Consider the following 15,853-nt stretch of genomic DNA (forward strand, 5'->3'; position numbering starts at 1 on the left):
TCCAGGTCATCGCCGCCCCTTCAGCAGTAGAGTGTATTTGCCCCAACGGCGCTCTGATTTCGCTTCGAGACCCTCCCAGCCTCCCGCCGGTTGTGATACGTCATCACTTGCCAGGAACGGGAGAGAGGGTGAAGAAAGATTCATTAGACATTCGAATTTCTGTATATCAGAAAGGCGGAGTGAACACGGAACAGGCTGTTTCTCATACCATCCTCACTCCGCGGCGAATCGCGGGGCATGTCCTTGCCTTGGTGATCGGTGCCGGCCTGTTGGGACTGACGTTCTGGCTGCACACCGGCGCTCGGGCCGTGCCTGGAATCATCGAGGATTTGCAGGGCCATGATTTACAGGCTCAGATGCTGGCGGCACAATGGCTGTCGGAGTCGGGCGAGGATGCGCGTCCCGCTGTGCCCCTGCTCGTCGATCTGGCTCTCCACCATACAAATTGGCTTATGCGGACTTCGGCGACAGCCGCGCTCCGGTCTGTGGATCTTCAGGCGGCTCGCCGAGTGATGCAAGAGTCCTTGCCGGGCCTCAGCGACTCGGATGCGGACGTCAGACGTCACACCTGCTCCCTGCTCGGCAGTCTGGGACTGCTCGCGAAGCCGGCCGTACCGGCGCTGATCAAGATGCTGGCGGACGAGGACGATCTTGCGCGTGAACGAGCGATCGAGGCGCTCGGCGCGATCGGCGTGCCGCAGACCGATGTGTCGGCCGCATTGACGACGGCACTTTTCGATCGGTCTGCGATGGTCCGACATCGCGCCGTCTCGCTGTTCGCCTTTGCCGTCCCGATCCCGACCACGGCGCTCGCCCCGTTGGCCGGCCTGCAGAAAGACCCGGACAAGACCGTCGCCTCGCTGGCACGGATCGCGTTGGATCGCGGCGGCGGTGTCCATCGCACCGACGTCCAGATGCTCATGGCGCGACTGCAACGGCGGGACGGCCGGGAGGACGCATTGCAGCAGCTCGCCAGACTGGGACCGCCGGCGGCGGAAGCGGTACCCGCGATCATCCCCTTCCTCAACGACCGCCTCCCCCTGCACCGGTACCTGGCGGTCGAAGCGCTTGGGGCCATCGGCCCCGCCGCCGCTCAGGCTCTGTCTGCTCTTGGACAGACCCGTGCCGACCAGGACCCTGTCGTCCGCGATGCGGTGGCGGACGCCCTGCGGTCGATCGAATCGGCGCCGCTCAGGAACGGAGGACCACCGTGAGCCGTACACGCTCGGATTCGCGACCCGAGCGGGCTACCGTAATCCTGTACTGGACCTGCATCGGGCTGGGCTTAACCATACCCTGGATTGCCGTGATCCTGGTGGACCTGTTCAAACATCACCAGTCCATCGAACAGGCGCTACACCAATGGCGGCTCCACCTCTTTGCGCCGGGCTACAATCTATTTCTGGTCGGGCTGCTGAATACGATTCCCTTCGTCCTTCTCGCCCTCTTTCTGCTGCTCCATCTCGGAATGACCGCAAGCCAGCCTCTGTTGCTGGTCAGACGACGAATGGCGGGTGTGGTGGCGGCCTGCCTCGGAGCGATCGGACTCAGTGCCTGGGTTCATATGGCCACCCTGTGGTTTCCCGACGCGCAAGGCGCCCTCGTATACATCTTTCTCCCGATCGGACTGACCGGACTGCTGCCGGTCGGTTACGCCATCGGACGAGTCCTCGGCCGCCTGCTGGTGCGCTGACCGACTGTGCCCCGTTGCTAGACAGGCCCGATGCCCTGAGTTATAAAGACATCCGGCTCCCTGAGCTAGATATACCCTATGAGCACCACACTCAAACAAGTCCTGACGATTGCCGGGTCCGATTCCGGCGGAGGGGCCGGTATCCAGGCGGACATCAAGGCCATGTCGGCCAACGGCGTCTTTGCCATGTCCGTGATCACGGCGATTACCGCCCAGAATACTCAGGAAGTGACCGAAGTCTTTGAGCTCCCCACCTCGATCGTTGCGGCGCAGCTCGACGCCGTGTTTGACGACTTCGACGTGGCGGGGGTCAAGATTGGAATGCTGTCCTCGGCAGCCGTGGTCGAGGTCGTGGCTCAACTTCTGAAACCGCAGAACATCGCCAGCATGGTGTTGGATCCGGTGATGATCTCGAAAACCGGCCATCCCCTGCTGAAGCCGGAGGCGATCGAAGCCTTGAAGACGCGGTTGTTCCCGCTCGCCCTGCTCGTCACGCCGAACATCCATGAGGCGCAGCAGCTGTCCGGCATCGAGATCACGTCGCTGGCTGACGCGCGCCGAGCCGCCAAGGTGATCCACGGATTCGGCTGCCGGCACGTCCTGATCAAAGGCGGCCATCTGCTCGCCGAGCGGGGCACCGATCTGCTCTATGACGGACGGTTCTTCAACGTATTTCGCAGCCCGTTCATCGAAACCCCGCACACCCACGGAACCGGCTGCACCTTCGCCTCCGCCATTACCGCCCAACTGGCCCGCGGCAAGGCGCTCAATGACGCGATCCACACCGCCAAGACCTATCTGACCGAAGCCATCCGGCACGGCTTGGCAATCGGTCACGGGCATGGCCCGACCAATCATTTCTATTTTCTGGACACCTGACGCTCGATGCCGCTTCCCCTCTGTCGCCCCCTGACCTTCATCATGACCGGATTTGCCTGGCTCCTGCTTGCCTCGTTGCTGGGTCTGGCCCTGCTGATTGGATTGGTTCACGGCACCCCGCTGCCGCCGGGATTGAGACTCGTGCATGTGCACGGCGCCTTGGTCGGCGGGGTCGCGCAGATCATCATGGGGGCCATGCTGACCTTTGTATCCACGCTGCTCATGACCGGCCGTGACCGCCGGGATTCCCATCCCGTACTCTTCGCGACGATGAACGGCGGGGCCCTCGCGCTCGTCCTGGGATTCGGATTCCGCGATTATCAGGTGGTGGCCGCCGCAGGTTGCATGGTGTTCGTGGCTTTCTTCTGGGTCGCCCGAGACACATGGCAACAAGCCCGTCGAAGCCTCAATCGACCTCCGCTGAATGTCTGGTACTACGCCCTGGCCCTGGCGGCCCTGGCGGGCGGGCTCGCGCTAGGCATCGGCTTGGCAGCGCAACTCATTCAGCCGGCTTGGACCGGTGCGGCGAGGCTGATCCATCTGCATCTAAACCTAATGGGATTCGTCACGGTGACGATCGTCGGAACCATGCACAACTTGCTTCCGACCGTCCTGCAACAGCCACTTCACAGCCCGCGTCTTGCCAGACTGGTGTTTATCCTGCTGCCGGCAGGTATCGCATTGCTGATCGGCGGGTTTGCCCTCTCGTCCCTGTCCATCGAATTCATCGGCGGGGCCGTCCTGGCCACGGGACTGTGCCTCTACGCCTTCAACCTGTTTGTCACTTGGCGGACCTCCGGCCATGCGGGTAATGCTGCATCGGACCATCTGTTGACCGCGACGTTCTTCTTGGTCTTGGCGGTATTCATGGGTCTGCTGGTGGCGGCCAATTATCTAGGCGAGCATCCTTTTCTGCCGTTCGGCACCTTGCACCTGGTGGCCTATACCCATACGGCGCTGGTCGGCTTCGTCATGCAAACCATCTTCGGGGCGATCTCCCATTTGGTACCGGTGACGCTCGCCGCACAGCGGATCGCCAGCAACAAGAAACGTGGGCCCTACCTCGACAGGCTGAACCGCATCGTGAATCGGTGGCGCATCGCTCAAGTCGCCGGCTTGAGCATGGGAACGCTGGGGCTTGGCCTGGTGGCCACCCTGACTTGGACCGCACCGCTCGGTTCGGTCGCGGTGCAGACGGCGGTGTGGCTGACGTTCATTCTGTTCCTGACTTCGCTCACGCTCTTCTCGGTCAAACTTGCCTGGGTGTTCGGTGACCCGCCGGCCAAAGATGCGGCATGACCGGAGACCAATCTGCCGTACCCGGTCACGGAATGGAAGAACCGGTCACGATCCGGGATGCACAGGGGCATCGCGTATCCGCCGTCCTCAGCTCGCCCGTGCAAGCCCGCGGAATTGTGGTGCTTTGCCATGGGTTTCTCTCGAACAAACACAGCACGACGAATAAGACCTTGACCCGCCTGCTCAATGAACGGGGCTTCGCAACCTTTCGATTCGATTTCTTCGGCCACGGCGAGAGCGATGGCCGTTTTGAAGACATCACCGTGTCGCTGGCGCTCGGCCAGGCCAAAACGGTCGTGGATTTCGTTGCCGCTCGCAGCCGGAGCCCGATCGGACTGGTGGGGTCAAGCTTCGGCGGGTTGGTCGCGGTCCTCACGGCTGCTGACCGTCCCGTTATCGCCTGTTTGAGCCTCAAATGTCCGGTAGTAGATTTTGCCGAAGAGCTTCGCTTAGAATTTGGAGTGGACGAGTTGGCCCGCTGGAGGGACACGAACATGGTTCCGGACATTCACGGAGGTCCGAACCGAAGACGGCTCGGCTATGGACTGTACGAGGACAGTCTCCGACAAGTCGCCTATGAGCCGGCCACGCGCATCACCGCTCCGACCTTGATCGTGCAAGGTGACCGGGATGAGTTGGTTCCGCTCCATCAAAGCCGGCGATTGATGGAAGCGCTCCGGGGACCCAAGCGGCTCGATCTGCTGCCGGGCGCAGACCATCAGTTCAGCAAAGGCGAAGATTTTCTCAGCATGACGATCGCCATCGCCGATTGGCTGACCCTGCATCTGGATCCATCGAGGGTTTAGGGGAGTCCGATGCTGACGGAAGGCGTGCACCAAGTTTTGACGGTCATCTATCCCCTGTATAAAGAGGAGGTGTATAAACGTCGAGAGCAGATGATGCGACTCACGGCGATGGGCTCGTTCGGGCTGATCGTGATGCTGTTTGCTCTCCTCCTCAGCCCCCAAAAGCACCGACTTTCCTCGCAGGAAACCTTCTTGTTGGGAGTCGTCGGCGTCACATGGTGCGGGCTATTCTGCGCGTTGATCCTGCAACAGCAACACCGTCATCGCTTAGCCAAACAGGTCCTGATCCAGATCGAGCAGGCTTTGGGTTTCTACGAAGAGGGCCTGATCGTTGAAAATCAGACGCTGTATCCGGATAGCTGGAGAACCGCGTGGCTCGGCGATCGCAGCAGAAGGTTCTATCTCTCCGTGCTCTGTCTGTTGACCGTCCTCCTCCTGATCGCTCTCCTACTGGACTGATCCACCACTCCGTTCGCATTGGTACTTCGCGCAGGGCCTTTCCTCCAGGGTAATAATCTCCGTCGAAGCGGGAACTGAGTTCTCATTTGCCATCGAATGGGAATTATCGCATCAAATTGCAGACTTCCGTGTCAAAACGATGCCGTCCACCGCCGCCAATCGTCAGACTGAGATTCGGCGCGCTGATTGCGATGCGCGACGGGAACCACCTCCGAACTGACCCGCGAATGATCATTGTTCGGTTCCGAAAGACACCATCGATAAGGTCACCGTTCCCGAGTCGCCTTGCAGTTTGTCTGGCAGTCCTTTCGATGACGGTGCAGGCATTCGGCGCGGATCAGGTCGACGGAAAGCGCCACAGCTTGATTCTCAGGCCGGTGGCCGAGCACGAGCGTCCCATGGCACCTGGTCTGTCCTTGGAAGCGCAGACCGGTATCCGGGCCGCTGTCTCGCCAGCCACGTCCTCAACGTCAGCTTCCCCGCCTCCCAGACTGGCGAAGCATCCTGAGGTCCTTTCCAACACTTCTCAGGGAACTTCTATGGCCGCGGTGGCTTCCACCAAGGCTGGACACCAACCTGTAGCCAACGTGCGTCCGGCTCAACCGATTGCGGCAAACGGGACCGAGACGAGCAGCCGGTACCGCGGTTCGCGCGCTGTGATGAACTTGCCCAACATCTCGGGCCTCGTGAATCTGCTTCAGGCTCCGCTGCCCCCCCGTGGTCACCTCGTCGCGCAATCCTCCGGACCATCCCAAGCCGGCGCCTCAGACGGCCCCCGGCACCTCTTCTCATCCACCTTCTCATCCACCTCGCAGCACGACACCGACCAATCGTCAGCCGAGCCCTTCCTCAGGCAATCCAGTTCCCGGCACTCAGACCGGTAATGCGCCTCCAAGCCAGTCGTCCGGCACGCCGCCTCCTCCCCCAAAAACTGGAAACGCGATGCTGTCCTGGTATCTGGGTACAGAAAAAGACCTGGCAAGCTACAAGGTTTACGTCGGCACCGCGTCTGGGACCTATAGCTATCCGGGGTCTCCCTTTACGATCGGTCGGATCACCACCCATAAGGTCGATAACGTGCCGCTAGGACAGACCTACTACTTCGCTCTGACCGCTTATGACAGCGCGGGGAATACCAGCGCATTCTCCGCCGAGGTCCACAAGAGCATCTACTGAACCTGGATTCCGCAGTTGGATTTGAGCCTGTGGGGTTGGAAGCGCGATGCGTTCCCCACCAGTTTGGAAATCAGACGATCAGCCCCTGATCGCCTTGTCATTTCGAACCCTTCGGCTTCACTCAGGGCAGGCTCCGTGAGAAATCTTCACGCTTGGAAGCGAGAACAGATTTCTCCCGGTGGTCGAAATGACATTCGAGGTCAATCTCTCTGTTGCTACGGCGGAATCCGGGCTGAACGACGCCGCGCTCCCGCGTCTCGGGGGACAGGCGCCGTGAAGAGAAGGGCACCAGTCCCCTACTTGGCGCAACGGAAGCCGGTATAGCTGTTTCTCGTCTCCGGAGGAAGCTTGAACCGTCCGTACGTGAGGAGATACTTGGGGAGATCAGACCAGGAACCGCCGCGCACCACCTTGAATTGGCCCTGCTCCGGACCTGCCGGGTTGCGATCGGGCGACACTTCGTAGTAATTCGTTCCGTACCAATCCTGCACCCACTCGTAGACGTTGCCGGCCATCTGCAAGAGGCCGAAAGGACTCTGGCCTCGCTCGTACGAATGTACAGGCATCAGCACCTGGCTGTAACTGAATCGAGCACCGAGGGCGAAATTGGCCAGGTCCTGCGTTGGGGTTTGGTTACCCCACGGATAGAGGCGACCATCCGTCCCCCGCGCCGCCTTTTCCCATTCCGCCTCGGTCGGGAGCCGTTTTCCCCTCCACCGGCAGTAGGCGTCCGCGTCGGCCCAGTCCACGCCGATCACGGGACGATCACCGTGGCGGGAGAGCTCGACTGTGTCCCATTGCCAGGGCGCCGGACCGCCGGTGGCCTTGAGAAACTCGGCATACTGGGCGGTCGCGACCTCATGAATCTCGATAGAAAAAGCCGCGAGCCAGGGCTGATGGGCCGGCCGCTCATCTTCCAAGGCCTGAGTCCCGTCGACGCCCATGATGAAGTCCCCTTCTGGAATCGTGATCATGGGAGTTTCGCTGGCGGCCGATGACTCGACTGTTTTGGACTTCCTCAATCGATCCAGCTGAGCGTCGGCAATCTTATACGTATTCGTGACCGACAGAAGGACCAAAACGGTCGCCACTCCCACCCGCCCAACCCCGACCTGTTGGAGCACGCCCTTTCCCAGGCAAGACCGAAGGAAGTTGGTCCTCCGCGGCCTATGATGTCGATACGTTGAAAGGTCCGAACGACCGCGAATGCCGCTCGGGACGGGGTGCGCTTCAGCGCGACGGGGCTGGGTGGGTGAGAGGGATATCGATTTCACCATCCTGATCAATGGACGATGCCCCCGACCACCCAATGACGATCGTCAACGACGTCGATCAACAGACGAGTCAAGTTCATGCGGGCCAGCTGCGACGTGATTTCATCCTCGGTGAAAGCGGCGAGCAGCGAATTGTAGAAATCCCTCCGCAAGATGTCCGGTTCACCGGCCGCATAACGATCCACGATGGCTCGCGCCTCTTCCGGAGAATCCGGCCTGAGGAGATCCATGACGAGCACGGGAGAGCCGGGCTTCACGAGCTGCCGTAGCTTGTTCCAGAACTGAAGCGGGTTGGGCAGATGATGGAGCAGGCTGTTGGAGACCGCCGCGTCGACGATGTTCGCTCCCGGCAACCGTTCGAACCGCTCGCACTGGAAAACGATCCGATCCTGCAATCCTTCCGATCGCACCGCCCGCTCCGCCAGCCGGATCATCGGGGCCGACGCATCGACGCCCGTGACGCGGCATCCCAGGAAGGCTTTCGCCAGCCTGATCGGAATGTCGCCGGGGCCGCATCCAAGGTCGAGGATATGGCCCGCCGCAAAGTCGGGAAAGTATTCCCGAAACCGATCGACGAATCCCTGATTCTCTTCGGCGAAATCCGCATCGGCGTAGGCGGCGACCTGAGTTTCGTCCTCCATCAGCTCTGGTTCCGGAATGCGATCCATCATGCAGAGTCCCTCGAAATAGGTTGAGACTTCGCTTTTACCTCGACTGCGTCCCCCGGCTTGACGATGCCGCCTGTTAGAACGCGAGCGTAGACTCGGCTCCACCCGGGATTGCTTTCCTGATGAATCCGGCCGATATCCCGGTCGCGAAACCATCGGGCGTTCAGTTCACACGGCGCGCAATAGCTCGTAATTTCCAATTCCACCTCCGGTCCAACGCTGAGCTTGACACCGGGCACCAGGTCAGACCACTCAAGTCCGGCCAATGTCAGATTCTCGCCCGAGGACCCCGGATCGATGGGATGGCCTTCGTCCTGCAACCGCTCGATCAAATCGAGCGAATACAGGCAGACGGCCCGCTCAGGCCCTCCATGAAGCTTTCGATTGCGTTGGGCATCGCCCGAGAGCCCTTTCTTTCCGACGACCCCCTCGAGCAGGGGATACTTGGGAATCCCTCCGTCAGACACATTGATCTGATGCACGTGCGGATAGGACGGTCGGCCCGGTCCGGTCACGACTCCGCCCCGTCACAGGCATCTGGGCGAAGGAATTCCATCGCCGCCCAGCCGTCGAGCTCGCGCACCTCGCCCTCGTAGAGTCCGGCGCGTGCGAACGCCTCCACGGTCTCTCGGCGTTGATCAAGCAACAGGCCCGAGACGAGGAGCCTCCGTCCGGTGGCCACAGCCAGTTCGTCCGACAGGCTCGTCAAGGTTGCGCCGTCCAGATTCGCGAGGACGAGGTCGAACCGCTCGCCCCGTGCCAGGGTTTCGTCACTCAGCGTAAGCTCCTCGCCGAACCGGTTTTCACGCGCGCAGCCCTGCGCGCATTCGACGGCGACCGGATCGTGATCGAGCCCGACCGCTCGGACGGCGCCGAGCCGCAGCGCCACCATGGCCAGAATCCCGCTGCCGGTTCCGACGTCGAGTACGGTCGCTCCGTCGAGCGCCAGCGTCTCCAGCCATTCCAGCAACATCCTGGTCGTCGCATGATGGCCGGTGCCGAACGCCTGCTTGGGATCGAGCACGATCTCAATTTGACCGGCTCGCACCTCCACCGCTTCCCAGCTCGGACGGATGACGATGCGCCGTCCGATCCTCAACGGCTTGACGGATTCGGCCCATTGACGGTTCCAGTCTTGATGAGGCAGCGAGTCGATTCGAATCTCCGGTAGCGGCTGTCCTCCGCCGCGCAGCCGCCGCAGCGCGAGTCGCACCCGCTCCAACCGATCGGAGGACCAACGAACGCTCGGCCAGTAGAGATGCAACGCCTCGCCCTCTTCCCAGACACCGCCGACGTCGGGATCGTCGAGCAGTCCCAAAAATTCGCCTGCCTCAGGACAGGAAAGGATGCGGACGTCGACCCAATCGGTAGGCGTTGACGACATGTCGGGCTTCCAGTAAGGTCCCATCACCTATGGCGGCATTCTCGCGCGCGGTCCAATTGCAGCGTGTTCTCAGATCGGTCGAGCGATTGATTGCACGCGGTACGAAAACCAGTTCAGCCTATACGACCTGGCGGTTGGCGATCTTCCTCACCGGCCTGATCTGCACAGTCGCGCTCTACAAAACCGAATGGTACCGGACCGGCAACCTGGCATTAGGCGGGTTCGTCGTGCTCTTCGCGCTGATCGCGTCTTATCATAGCAGGCTTGAACAGCGGATTCACAGGTTGCGCCTGTGGCATGCAATCAAGTCGGTTCACCTGGCTCGGATCCGCTTGGATTGGCTCGCCATCCCGCTGCCGGCAGGGACCCGCCCCGAATCGCACCCCTATGCGAACGATCTCGACCTGGTCGGCCCGCGCTCGTTGCTGCACCTGCTCGACACCACCGTCTCAGACCACGGCCGTGATCGCCTGACCTCCTGGCTGCTGGCGCAGCCTCCGTCACGTGAAGAATGGGAAACCCGTCGCCGCTTGACGCAAGAATTGACTCCCCGCTCACTCTTTCGAGACCGTCTCGTGCTCGCCTCGCGCCTCACCGGCGAGCAGGAAATCAACGGCCGCCGTCTCGCCGCCGTGCTCAGCCACCCGATCGGATTCCCCCGACTGTCTCTGATTCTCACCGTCCAGGGCGTGCTGGCCGCCTCGACTCTGCTGCTCGGCTTGGGCGCATTACTCGGTTGGCTGCCCGGCTATTGGATGTTCTCGTTCGGCGCCTACGCCGTCATCTACCTGATGACGGACCAAGGAGAAGAACTGCTGGAACATGCGGTCGGCCTGCACGGCGAAATGGAACGTTTGGGCGTCGTGCTCGGCTATCTGGAACGTCGTGCGCGTGGCCGCCGGTCGGCGCTGAGCGAGGCCTGCGCGCCGCTCCTGCACGACCGGCGCGGTCCCTCGGCCTCGGTGAAACGCGCCGCCAAGGCGCTCCACGGCATCAGCGTGAAGGCACACCCCTTGATTCACCTGGCCGTGAACGCGCTTTGCCCGTGGGATCTGTGGTTCACCAGGCAACTGGGAGCCATACAAGCGGATATCGCGCAACAGCTCCCCGTCTGGCTCGATCGATTGGCGGAAGTGGAAGCGGCATCGGCGTTGGCGACCTTTGCCTTCCTGCACCCGACCTACGTCTGGCCCTCTCAAACGGCTGACACCGCCGTCCGCGCCTCCGCGCTCGGCCATCCGCTCATCCCGGCCCGGACCCGCGTCGCCAACGATCTCGCACTGGCCGGCCTTGGCTCCCTCCATCTGATCACCGGCTCCAACATGTCGGGCAAGAGCACGTTCTTGCGGACGATCGGCATCAATCTCTGCCTCGCCCAGGCAGGAGCACCGGTCTGCGCGAGTCGGCTCGACTGGTCGCCGAGCCGGCTCGCCTGCTGTATCCGCATCGACGATTCCCTCGATGCAGGCCTCTCCTTTTTCTACGCGGAAGTCAAACGCCTCAAGACCATTCTCGATGCAATCGGCGATCGAACCGCGCCGCCCGTGCTGTTTCTCATCGATGAAATCTTCAAGGGCACGAACAACCTGGAACGTCTGCTCGGAAGCCGGGCCTATATCACGGCGCTCTCGACGGGAAACGGCTTCGGACTGGTGAGCACGCACGATCTGGAACTGACGGATCTGGAGAAGGACATTCCGTCTCTGCTCAACGCACATTTTCAGGAGAGCGTGGCGGACGGCGCGCTGTCGTTCGATTACAAGCTGCGACCCGGTCCCTGCCCGACGACCAACGCACTGAAGATTATGGAGCTGGAAGGATTGCCGGTACCGAAACCCGGAGGCGAAGGAAGTTGAAGAATACGGGGGAGCGATTGAGGGGTCCTGTTACCTAGCCTTCAACAGTGTGATTTCCTGCATTGGGTAATCTTTGACCTCGCCCGTCGCCAAGGGAGCCCCTTCGACATATGCCGTCGCGGCGATCACACAATCGGCCAACTCCAACCGGCGGCTCGTCGTCCTCTTTTTGAAACGGCCGGCCACTTCGGCAATCTCCTGTGTCACTGGGAGAATCACAAGGCTGCCGAGAAATCTTCGCGTCGCGGCCTCTTCTTCAGCACGCATCCCGACATGAATTTCAGCGACCGTGATGACCGAGCAACAAGGCACGAACCGATCGACCATATCTTTGAGAAACAATCTGGCGGCTTCCCGGCCTCGGAGCGCATCGATGAGCACGTCCGTGTCAAACACGATCTTGTTCACCGGACGCCGGCACGTCTCGAACGGGACGATTTCCGAAGCGAGCGGACTAACTGTCGTGTGCCTCGAGCCAACTCGGGATGCGCTTCCTTCTTCCAACTCCCGAAGCTGCTCTCCAGGGCCTTCTTGAACCTGATCCGTTTGAGCTCATGACGTAAGGCGTCGCCGACGACCTTGCTCTGCTCCCCCTTTGGAACCGTTCTCTTCAATTCACCGAGCAGATCTTCGGGCAAGGTGAAATTGGCCTGCTTCGTTGCACCGGGCATTCTGACACCTCCTCTAACCTATAGAAGTGCCTCTATGATGGCAGAGGGAACGGTGACTGTCAGAATTGGGCGACCTGAGCCTGCCCGACAAGCAACGCGCAGCCGATTATCGAGCTTTCTCTTCGCCGGCACGAGCCACTCGGTTTCCTTTGACCTTTGCCGGCGCTTCCTCCATATTTATCCGACCCTACGCGGATTCCTTTGATCTGATCGATGACGCAAGCCTCCCAACACCCCCTCCGCGGACTCCTGATCGCCCAATTCTGCGGGGCCTTCAACGACAACGCCTGGAAGTTGATGGTCGCCCTGCTGAGTATCCGCCAGCTCTCGTCGGTCATGGCACCGGGCCCTGAGCTTGAGGCGGCCTCCCAGGCGCAAACGACGCTCGCGTTCGTCGTCTTCACCCTTCCACTCGCGCTTGTCTCTCTTGTCTCCGGACTCCTCGCCGACCGGGTCAGTAAACGCACCGTCATCATCGTCATGAAGGGTGTGGAAGTCCTTCTGATGGGGACCGCCACGCTGGCCCTTTGGCTTAACCAGGCCGGCGGCATCCTGCCGCTGATCGTGCTCGGGGGGATGGGAGTGCACAGCGCCCTGTTCAGTCCGGCCAAGTACGGCATCCTTGCCGAGTTGGTACCGCACGAGCGACTGGCAGCCGGCAACGGGCGATTGGAAATGTGGACGTTCCTCGCGATCCTGACCGGCACCGCGGCCCCAGGGATCTTGATGTCGCTGACCGGCGAGGCTCTCTGGCTCGCCCCGCTGACCTTCTGGGGGCTGGCCGTCATCGGCTTCACCGCCGCCTGGATCATTCCCCACGTGCCCCCGGCGCGGGCGGAGGGAGGCCTGGCGGATACATTACGCGGCGCCTGGTCCGCGCTTTCGAAGGACCGCATGCTCCGCTTGGCGGTTATGGGGGCCGTGTTCTTCTGGACCATCGCCAGCCTGTTTGCCCAGGACATCCTCGTCTACGCCAAAGCGGTGCTGGGCGTTTCCGATTGGCAATCCGGGTTGCCCCTGATGATGCTCTCGATCGGCATTGGGATCGGGGCGCGATTGGTCGGCCGGCTCTCGCAAGGCCGCGTGGAGTACGGATTGATCCCGCTGGGCGCGGTCGGCGTCGCAATCATGTTGTCCGCGCTGGGCCTGTTCGCGCCGGCTCTCGGAGCCACGCTGGCCATGATGGTGCTCTTGGGCATGTCCAGCGCGCTGATCTTCGTACCGCTGAACGCCTTGATCCAGTGGCGAGCCCCGGCGGATCGCCGAGGCTCGGTCATCGCGTTCGAAAATATCTGCGTGTTTACCGGCATCCTATTGGGATCGCTGGGCGCCGGAGCGCTGGCCTCCGGCGGCCTGTCCACCACGGGGATTTTCCTGGCCACGGCGGTCCTGACCGTCGTCGGAACCGGATGGGCGCTCCGGCTGCTGCCTGAGGCACTGCTGCGCGTCATCCTGGTGATCGCGACGAACACCCTCTATCGGCTCCGGATCCGCGGCCATGAGCAGGTCCCGGCCTCGGGCGGCGCGTTGCTGGTTCCCAACCATGTCTCGTTCATCGACGGCTTCCTGCTGATCGCGAGCTTGGACCGCCCCGTGCGATTCCTCGTCGACCAGCGCTATGCGGACCATGCGCTCCTCAAGCCCTTCATGAAACTTCTCGGCGCGATCCCCATCTCTTCCGAAGGCGGCTTGCGGGTCGTGCTGCGCGCGTTGCGTGACGCAGGAGCCGCGATCGACCAGGGAGAGCTGGTCTGCATGTTTCCCGAGGGACAGATCACTCGGACCGGCACGCTGCTGCCGTTCCGCCGCGGATTCGAACGCATTATGAATGGTCGGACCGCGCCCATCCTTCCCGTGCATCTGGACCGCGTCTGGGGAAGCATCTTCAGCTTCAACGACGGCCGGGTGCTCTGGAAGTGGCCGGAGCAACTGCCCTATCCCGTCACCGTCTCTTTCGGCCGGCCGATGCCGGCCGATACCGACGTCCGCGGCATCCGCCAGGCAATTCGCGCCCTTGGGGAAGAGGCTTGGTACCTGCGCAAAGGCGACCGTCTCCCGCTGCACCGGCAGTTCATCAGAGCCGCGCGGCGCTATCCGCTCCGGTTCGCCATGGCCGACCAGCAACGTCCCCACATCTCCTACTTCCAGGCGCTCATCGGTTCGATCGTACTGGCCAGACGCCTCAGCCACGAATGGAAGGACCAGGAACGAGTCGGTGTGCTGCTCCCACCGACCGTGGCGGCGGCGCTGGTCAACGTCGCGGCGCCGTTGTGCGGCAAGACCACCGTCAATCTGAACTACACGGTCGGCAAGGCAGGCCTGGAGGCGGCGGTACGGATTGCGGGTATCCGCACCATCGTCACCAGCAGATTGTTCGTGGAGAAAGCGAAACTCGCTCTGCCGGACGGTCCGTCCGTCATCTGGCTGGAAGATGTGCGGGAGACGATCGGGACCTCGCAAAAGCTCGCCGCCGCCCTCCTGGCCGCGCTGGCGCCGGCCCGCATCGTCGAACGGATCTGCGGTACCGAGCGAACACCGTCGATGGACGATCTGACCACGATCATTTTCAGCAGCGGGAGCACGGGCGAGCCGAAAGGCGTCATGCTGTCCCACTTTTCGGTGGACGCCAACGCCCAAGCCGCCAGCCAGGTGCTCCATCTCTACGAGAAGGAACGGATCCTCGGCATTCTGCCCTTCTTCCACTCGTTCGGCTATCTGGTCTTCTGGCTCGTCATGTTCAACAACGCCGGCCTGGTGTTTCACCCCTCCCCGCTGGACGCCGCGGCGATCGGCGAATTGATCCGCCGGTATCGGATCACGTTCCTGGTGACCACTCCGACTTTCCTGCAGCTCTATCTGAAGCGGTGCACGCCGGAACAGTTCAGCTCCCTGCGCGTCATCCTGACGGGAGCGGAGAAGCTGCCGGCGCGGCTGGCTCAGGCGGTTGAGGACAAGTTCGGCATCGGTCCCATCGAGGGTTACGGCGTCACGGAATGTTCACCGGTCATCGCCGTCAATTGTCCGGACTACCGGGCGGCCGGCTACTATCAGCCCGGGTCACGGCGCGGCACGGTGGGTCAGCCGCTGCCAGGCGTCTCCGTGCGGATCGTCGATCCGGAGACGTTTGCCCCGTCGCCGGACGGCACGGCCGGCATGCTGCTCGTGAAGGGGCCCAACGTCATGAAAGGCTATCTCGGCCGCGACGACCTCACCGCCGAAGCCCTGCGGGACGGGTGGTACGTCACCGGCGATCTCGCGCTGTTGGACGACGACGGGTTTCTGACCATTACCGATCGGCTGTCCCGATTTTCCAAGATCGGCGGCGAGATGGTGCCCCATGGAACAGTCGAGGAGGCCCTGCACCAGGCTGCGGGCCTCGATACACAGAGTTTTGCCGTCACCGGGGTCCCCGACAGCCGAAAAGGCGAGCAACTGGTCGTCCTGCACACGGTGGACGAAGAGAAGATCCCGCCGATTCTGGCCAAACTGGCCGACGATGGGTTGCCCAATCTCTTCATTCCGTCCCGGGGCAACTGCCTCAAGGTGGACGCGCTGCCGGTGCTCGGAACCGGGAAAATGGACTTGCGCAGCCTCAAACGCATCGCGATGGAGCGACTCCTAGGAAGTGCTGAGTGCTGAGTCCTGAGTGCTGAGTGTGGGTTTCGGCAAGTAACGAATACCGCTTAGC

15 protein-coding genes are annotated in these 15,853 nt (G+C 62.1%); 9 read left to right on the forward strand and 6 right to left on the reverse strand.

Annotation, left to right across the window (positions count from 1 at the left end):
- Window positions 1–179: 179 nt before the first annotated feature.
- The 7 genes from P0111_12960 (at window position 180) to P0111_12990 (ending at window position 6,312) form a co-directional block, all read left to right on the forward strand.
- The gene (locus tag P0111_12960) at window positions 180–1,214 is read left to right on the forward strand and encodes a HEAT repeat domain-containing protein (protein ID MDF0644932.1); all 1,035 of its coding nucleotides are present in this window, start codon (window positions 180–182) and stop codon (window positions 1,212–1,214) included.
- Window positions 1,211–1,693, forward strand: coding sequence for a hypothetical protein (locus P0111_12965; protein MDF0644933.1), 483 nt, complete (start codon window positions 1,211–1,213; stop codon window positions 1,691–1,693). The genes P0111_12960 and P0111_12965 overlap by 4 nt, the downstream gene beginning before the upstream one ends.
- A 78-nt stretch (window positions 1,694–1,771) precedes the next feature.
- Window positions 1,772–2,572: a bifunctional hydroxymethylpyrimidine kinase/phosphomethylpyrimidine kinase gene (gene thiD / locus P0111_12970; protein ID MDF0644934.1), complete on the forward strand. Its 801-nt coding sequence runs from the start codon at window positions 1,772–1,774 to the stop codon at window positions 2,570–2,572.
- 42 nt (window positions 2,573–2,614) lie between these two features.
- Entirely contained in the window at window positions 2,615–3,871 is a 1,257-nt protein-coding gene (locus P0111_12975) for a hypothetical protein (protein MDF0644935.1), read from the forward strand.
- Window positions 3,868–4,677 (forward strand): alpha/beta fold hydrolase, encoded by an 810-nt coding sequence (locus P0111_12980; protein ID MDF0644936.1) that lies wholly within the window; start codon window positions 3,868–3,870, stop codon window positions 4,675–4,677. Before P0111_12975 ends, P0111_12980 begins: the two co-directional genes overlap by 4 nt.
- A 9-nt stretch (window positions 4,678–4,686) precedes the next feature.
- On the forward strand, window positions 4,687–5,136 hold the full coding sequence (locus P0111_12985; GenBank protein ID MDF0644937.1) for a hypothetical protein: 450 nt from the start codon (window positions 4,687–4,689) through the stop codon (window positions 5,134–5,136).
- A 942-nt stretch (window positions 5,137–6,078) separates the two neighbouring features.
- Window positions 6,079–6,312: a hypothetical protein gene (locus tag P0111_12990; protein ID MDF0644938.1), complete on the forward strand. Its 234-nt coding sequence runs from the start codon at window positions 6,079–6,081 to the stop codon at window positions 6,310–6,312.
- 296 nt (window positions 6,313–6,608) lie between these two features.
- Here P0111_12990 and P0111_12995 read toward each other — a convergent pair whose 3' ends face one another.
- From P0111_12995 to P0111_13010, 4 genes are all read right to left on the reverse strand, one after another.
- Window positions 6,609–7,436: a formylglycine-generating enzyme family protein gene (locus tag P0111_12995; GenBank protein ID MDF0644939.1), complete on the reverse strand. Its 828-nt coding sequence runs from the start codon at window positions 7,434–7,436 to the stop codon at window positions 6,609–6,611.
- Window positions 7,437–7,594: 158 nt separating this feature from the next.
- Entirely contained in the window at window positions 7,595–8,257 is a 663-nt protein-coding gene (locus tag P0111_13000; GenBank protein MDF0644940.1) for a class I SAM-dependent methyltransferase, read from the reverse strand.
- A complete protein-coding gene (locus tag P0111_13005) occupies window positions 8,254–8,769 on the reverse strand; it encodes an MOSC domain-containing protein (protein MDF0644941.1) in 516 nt (171 codons plus the stop codon). Before P0111_13005 ends, P0111_13000 begins: the two co-directional genes overlap by 4 nt.
- Entirely contained in the window at window positions 8,766–9,638 is an 873-nt protein-coding gene (locus P0111_13010; protein ID MDF0644942.1) for a 50S ribosomal protein L11 methyltransferase, read from the reverse strand. Before P0111_13010 ends, P0111_13005 begins: the two co-directional genes overlap by 4 nt.
- Window positions 9,639–9,667: 29 nt before the next feature.
- Between P0111_13010 and P0111_13015 the strand changes: the two genes are divergently transcribed.
- Window positions 9,668–11,494 (forward strand): MutS family DNA mismatch repair protein, encoded by a 1,827-nt coding sequence (locus tag P0111_13015; GenBank protein MDF0644943.1) that lies wholly within the window; start codon window positions 9,668–9,670, stop codon window positions 11,492–11,494.
- Window positions 11,495–11,524: 30 nt separating this feature from the next.
- Here the strand turns inward: P0111_13015 and P0111_13020 are convergent, their stop codons facing one another.
- Both P0111_13020 and P0111_13025 read right to left on the reverse strand, forming a co-directional pair.
- Window positions 11,525–11,902 (reverse strand): type II toxin-antitoxin system VapC family toxin, encoded by a 378-nt coding sequence (locus tag P0111_13020; protein MDF0644944.1) that lies wholly within the window; start codon window positions 11,900–11,902, stop codon window positions 11,525–11,527.
- Complete coding sequence (locus tag P0111_13025) at window positions 11,899–12,165, reverse strand: hypothetical protein (protein ID MDF0644945.1); 267 nt, start codon at window positions 12,163–12,165, stop codon at window positions 11,899–11,901. The genes P0111_13020 and P0111_13025 overlap by 4 nt, the downstream gene beginning before the upstream one ends.
- Window positions 12,166–12,378: 213 nt before the next feature.
- Here P0111_13025 and P0111_13030 point away from each other — a divergent pair, with 213 nt between their 5' ends.
- Window positions 12,379–15,804: an acyl-[ACP]--phospholipid O-acyltransferase gene (locus tag P0111_13030; protein MDF0644946.1), complete on the forward strand. Its 3,426-nt coding sequence runs from the start codon at window positions 12,379–12,381 to the stop codon at window positions 15,802–15,804.
- Window positions 15,805–15,853: the final 49 nt, after the last annotated feature.

It is taken from the genome of Nitrospira sp., from assembly GCA_029194535.1.
Lineage (GTDB): Bacteria > Nitrospirota > Nitrospiria > Nitrospirales > Nitrospiraceae > Nitrospira_C.

Coding starts and splice junctions, on each gene's coding strand:
- P0111_13010 (MDF0644942.1), bottom strand. CDS start 9,638: ATGTCGTCAACGCCTACCGATTGGGTCGACGTCCGCATCCTTTCCTGT.
- P0111_12990 (MDF0644938.1), top strand. CDS start 6,079: ATGCTGTCCTGGTATCTGGGTACAGAAAAAGACCTGGCAAGCTACAAG.
- P0111_13025 (MDF0644945.1), bottom strand. CDS start 12,165: ATGCCCGGTGCAACGAAGCAGGCCAATTTCACCTTGCCCGAAGATCTG.
- P0111_13015 (MDF0644943.1), top strand. CDS start 9,668: ATGGCGGCATTCTCGCGCGCGGTCCAATTGCAGCGTGTTCTCAGATCG.
- thiD (MDF0644934.1), top strand. CDS start 1,772: ATGAGCACCACACTCAAACAAGTCCTGACGATTGCCGGGTCCGATTCC.
- P0111_12980 (MDF0644936.1), top strand. CDS start 3,868: ATGACCGGAGACCAATCTGCCGTACCCGGTCACGGAATGGAAGAACCG.
- P0111_12975 (MDF0644935.1), top strand. CDS start 2,615: ATGACCGGATTTGCCTGGCTCCTGCTTGCCTCGTTGCTGGGTCTGGCC.
- P0111_13030 (MDF0644946.1), top strand. CDS start 12,379: ATGACGCAAGCCTCCCAACACCCCCTCCGCGGACTCCTGATCGCCCAA.
- P0111_13000 (MDF0644940.1), bottom strand. CDS start 8,257: ATGATGGATCGCATTCCGGAACCAGAGCTGATGGAGGACGAAACTCAG.
- P0111_12985 (MDF0644937.1), top strand. CDS start 4,687: ATGCTGACGGAAGGCGTGCACCAAGTTTTGACGGTCATCTATCCCCTG.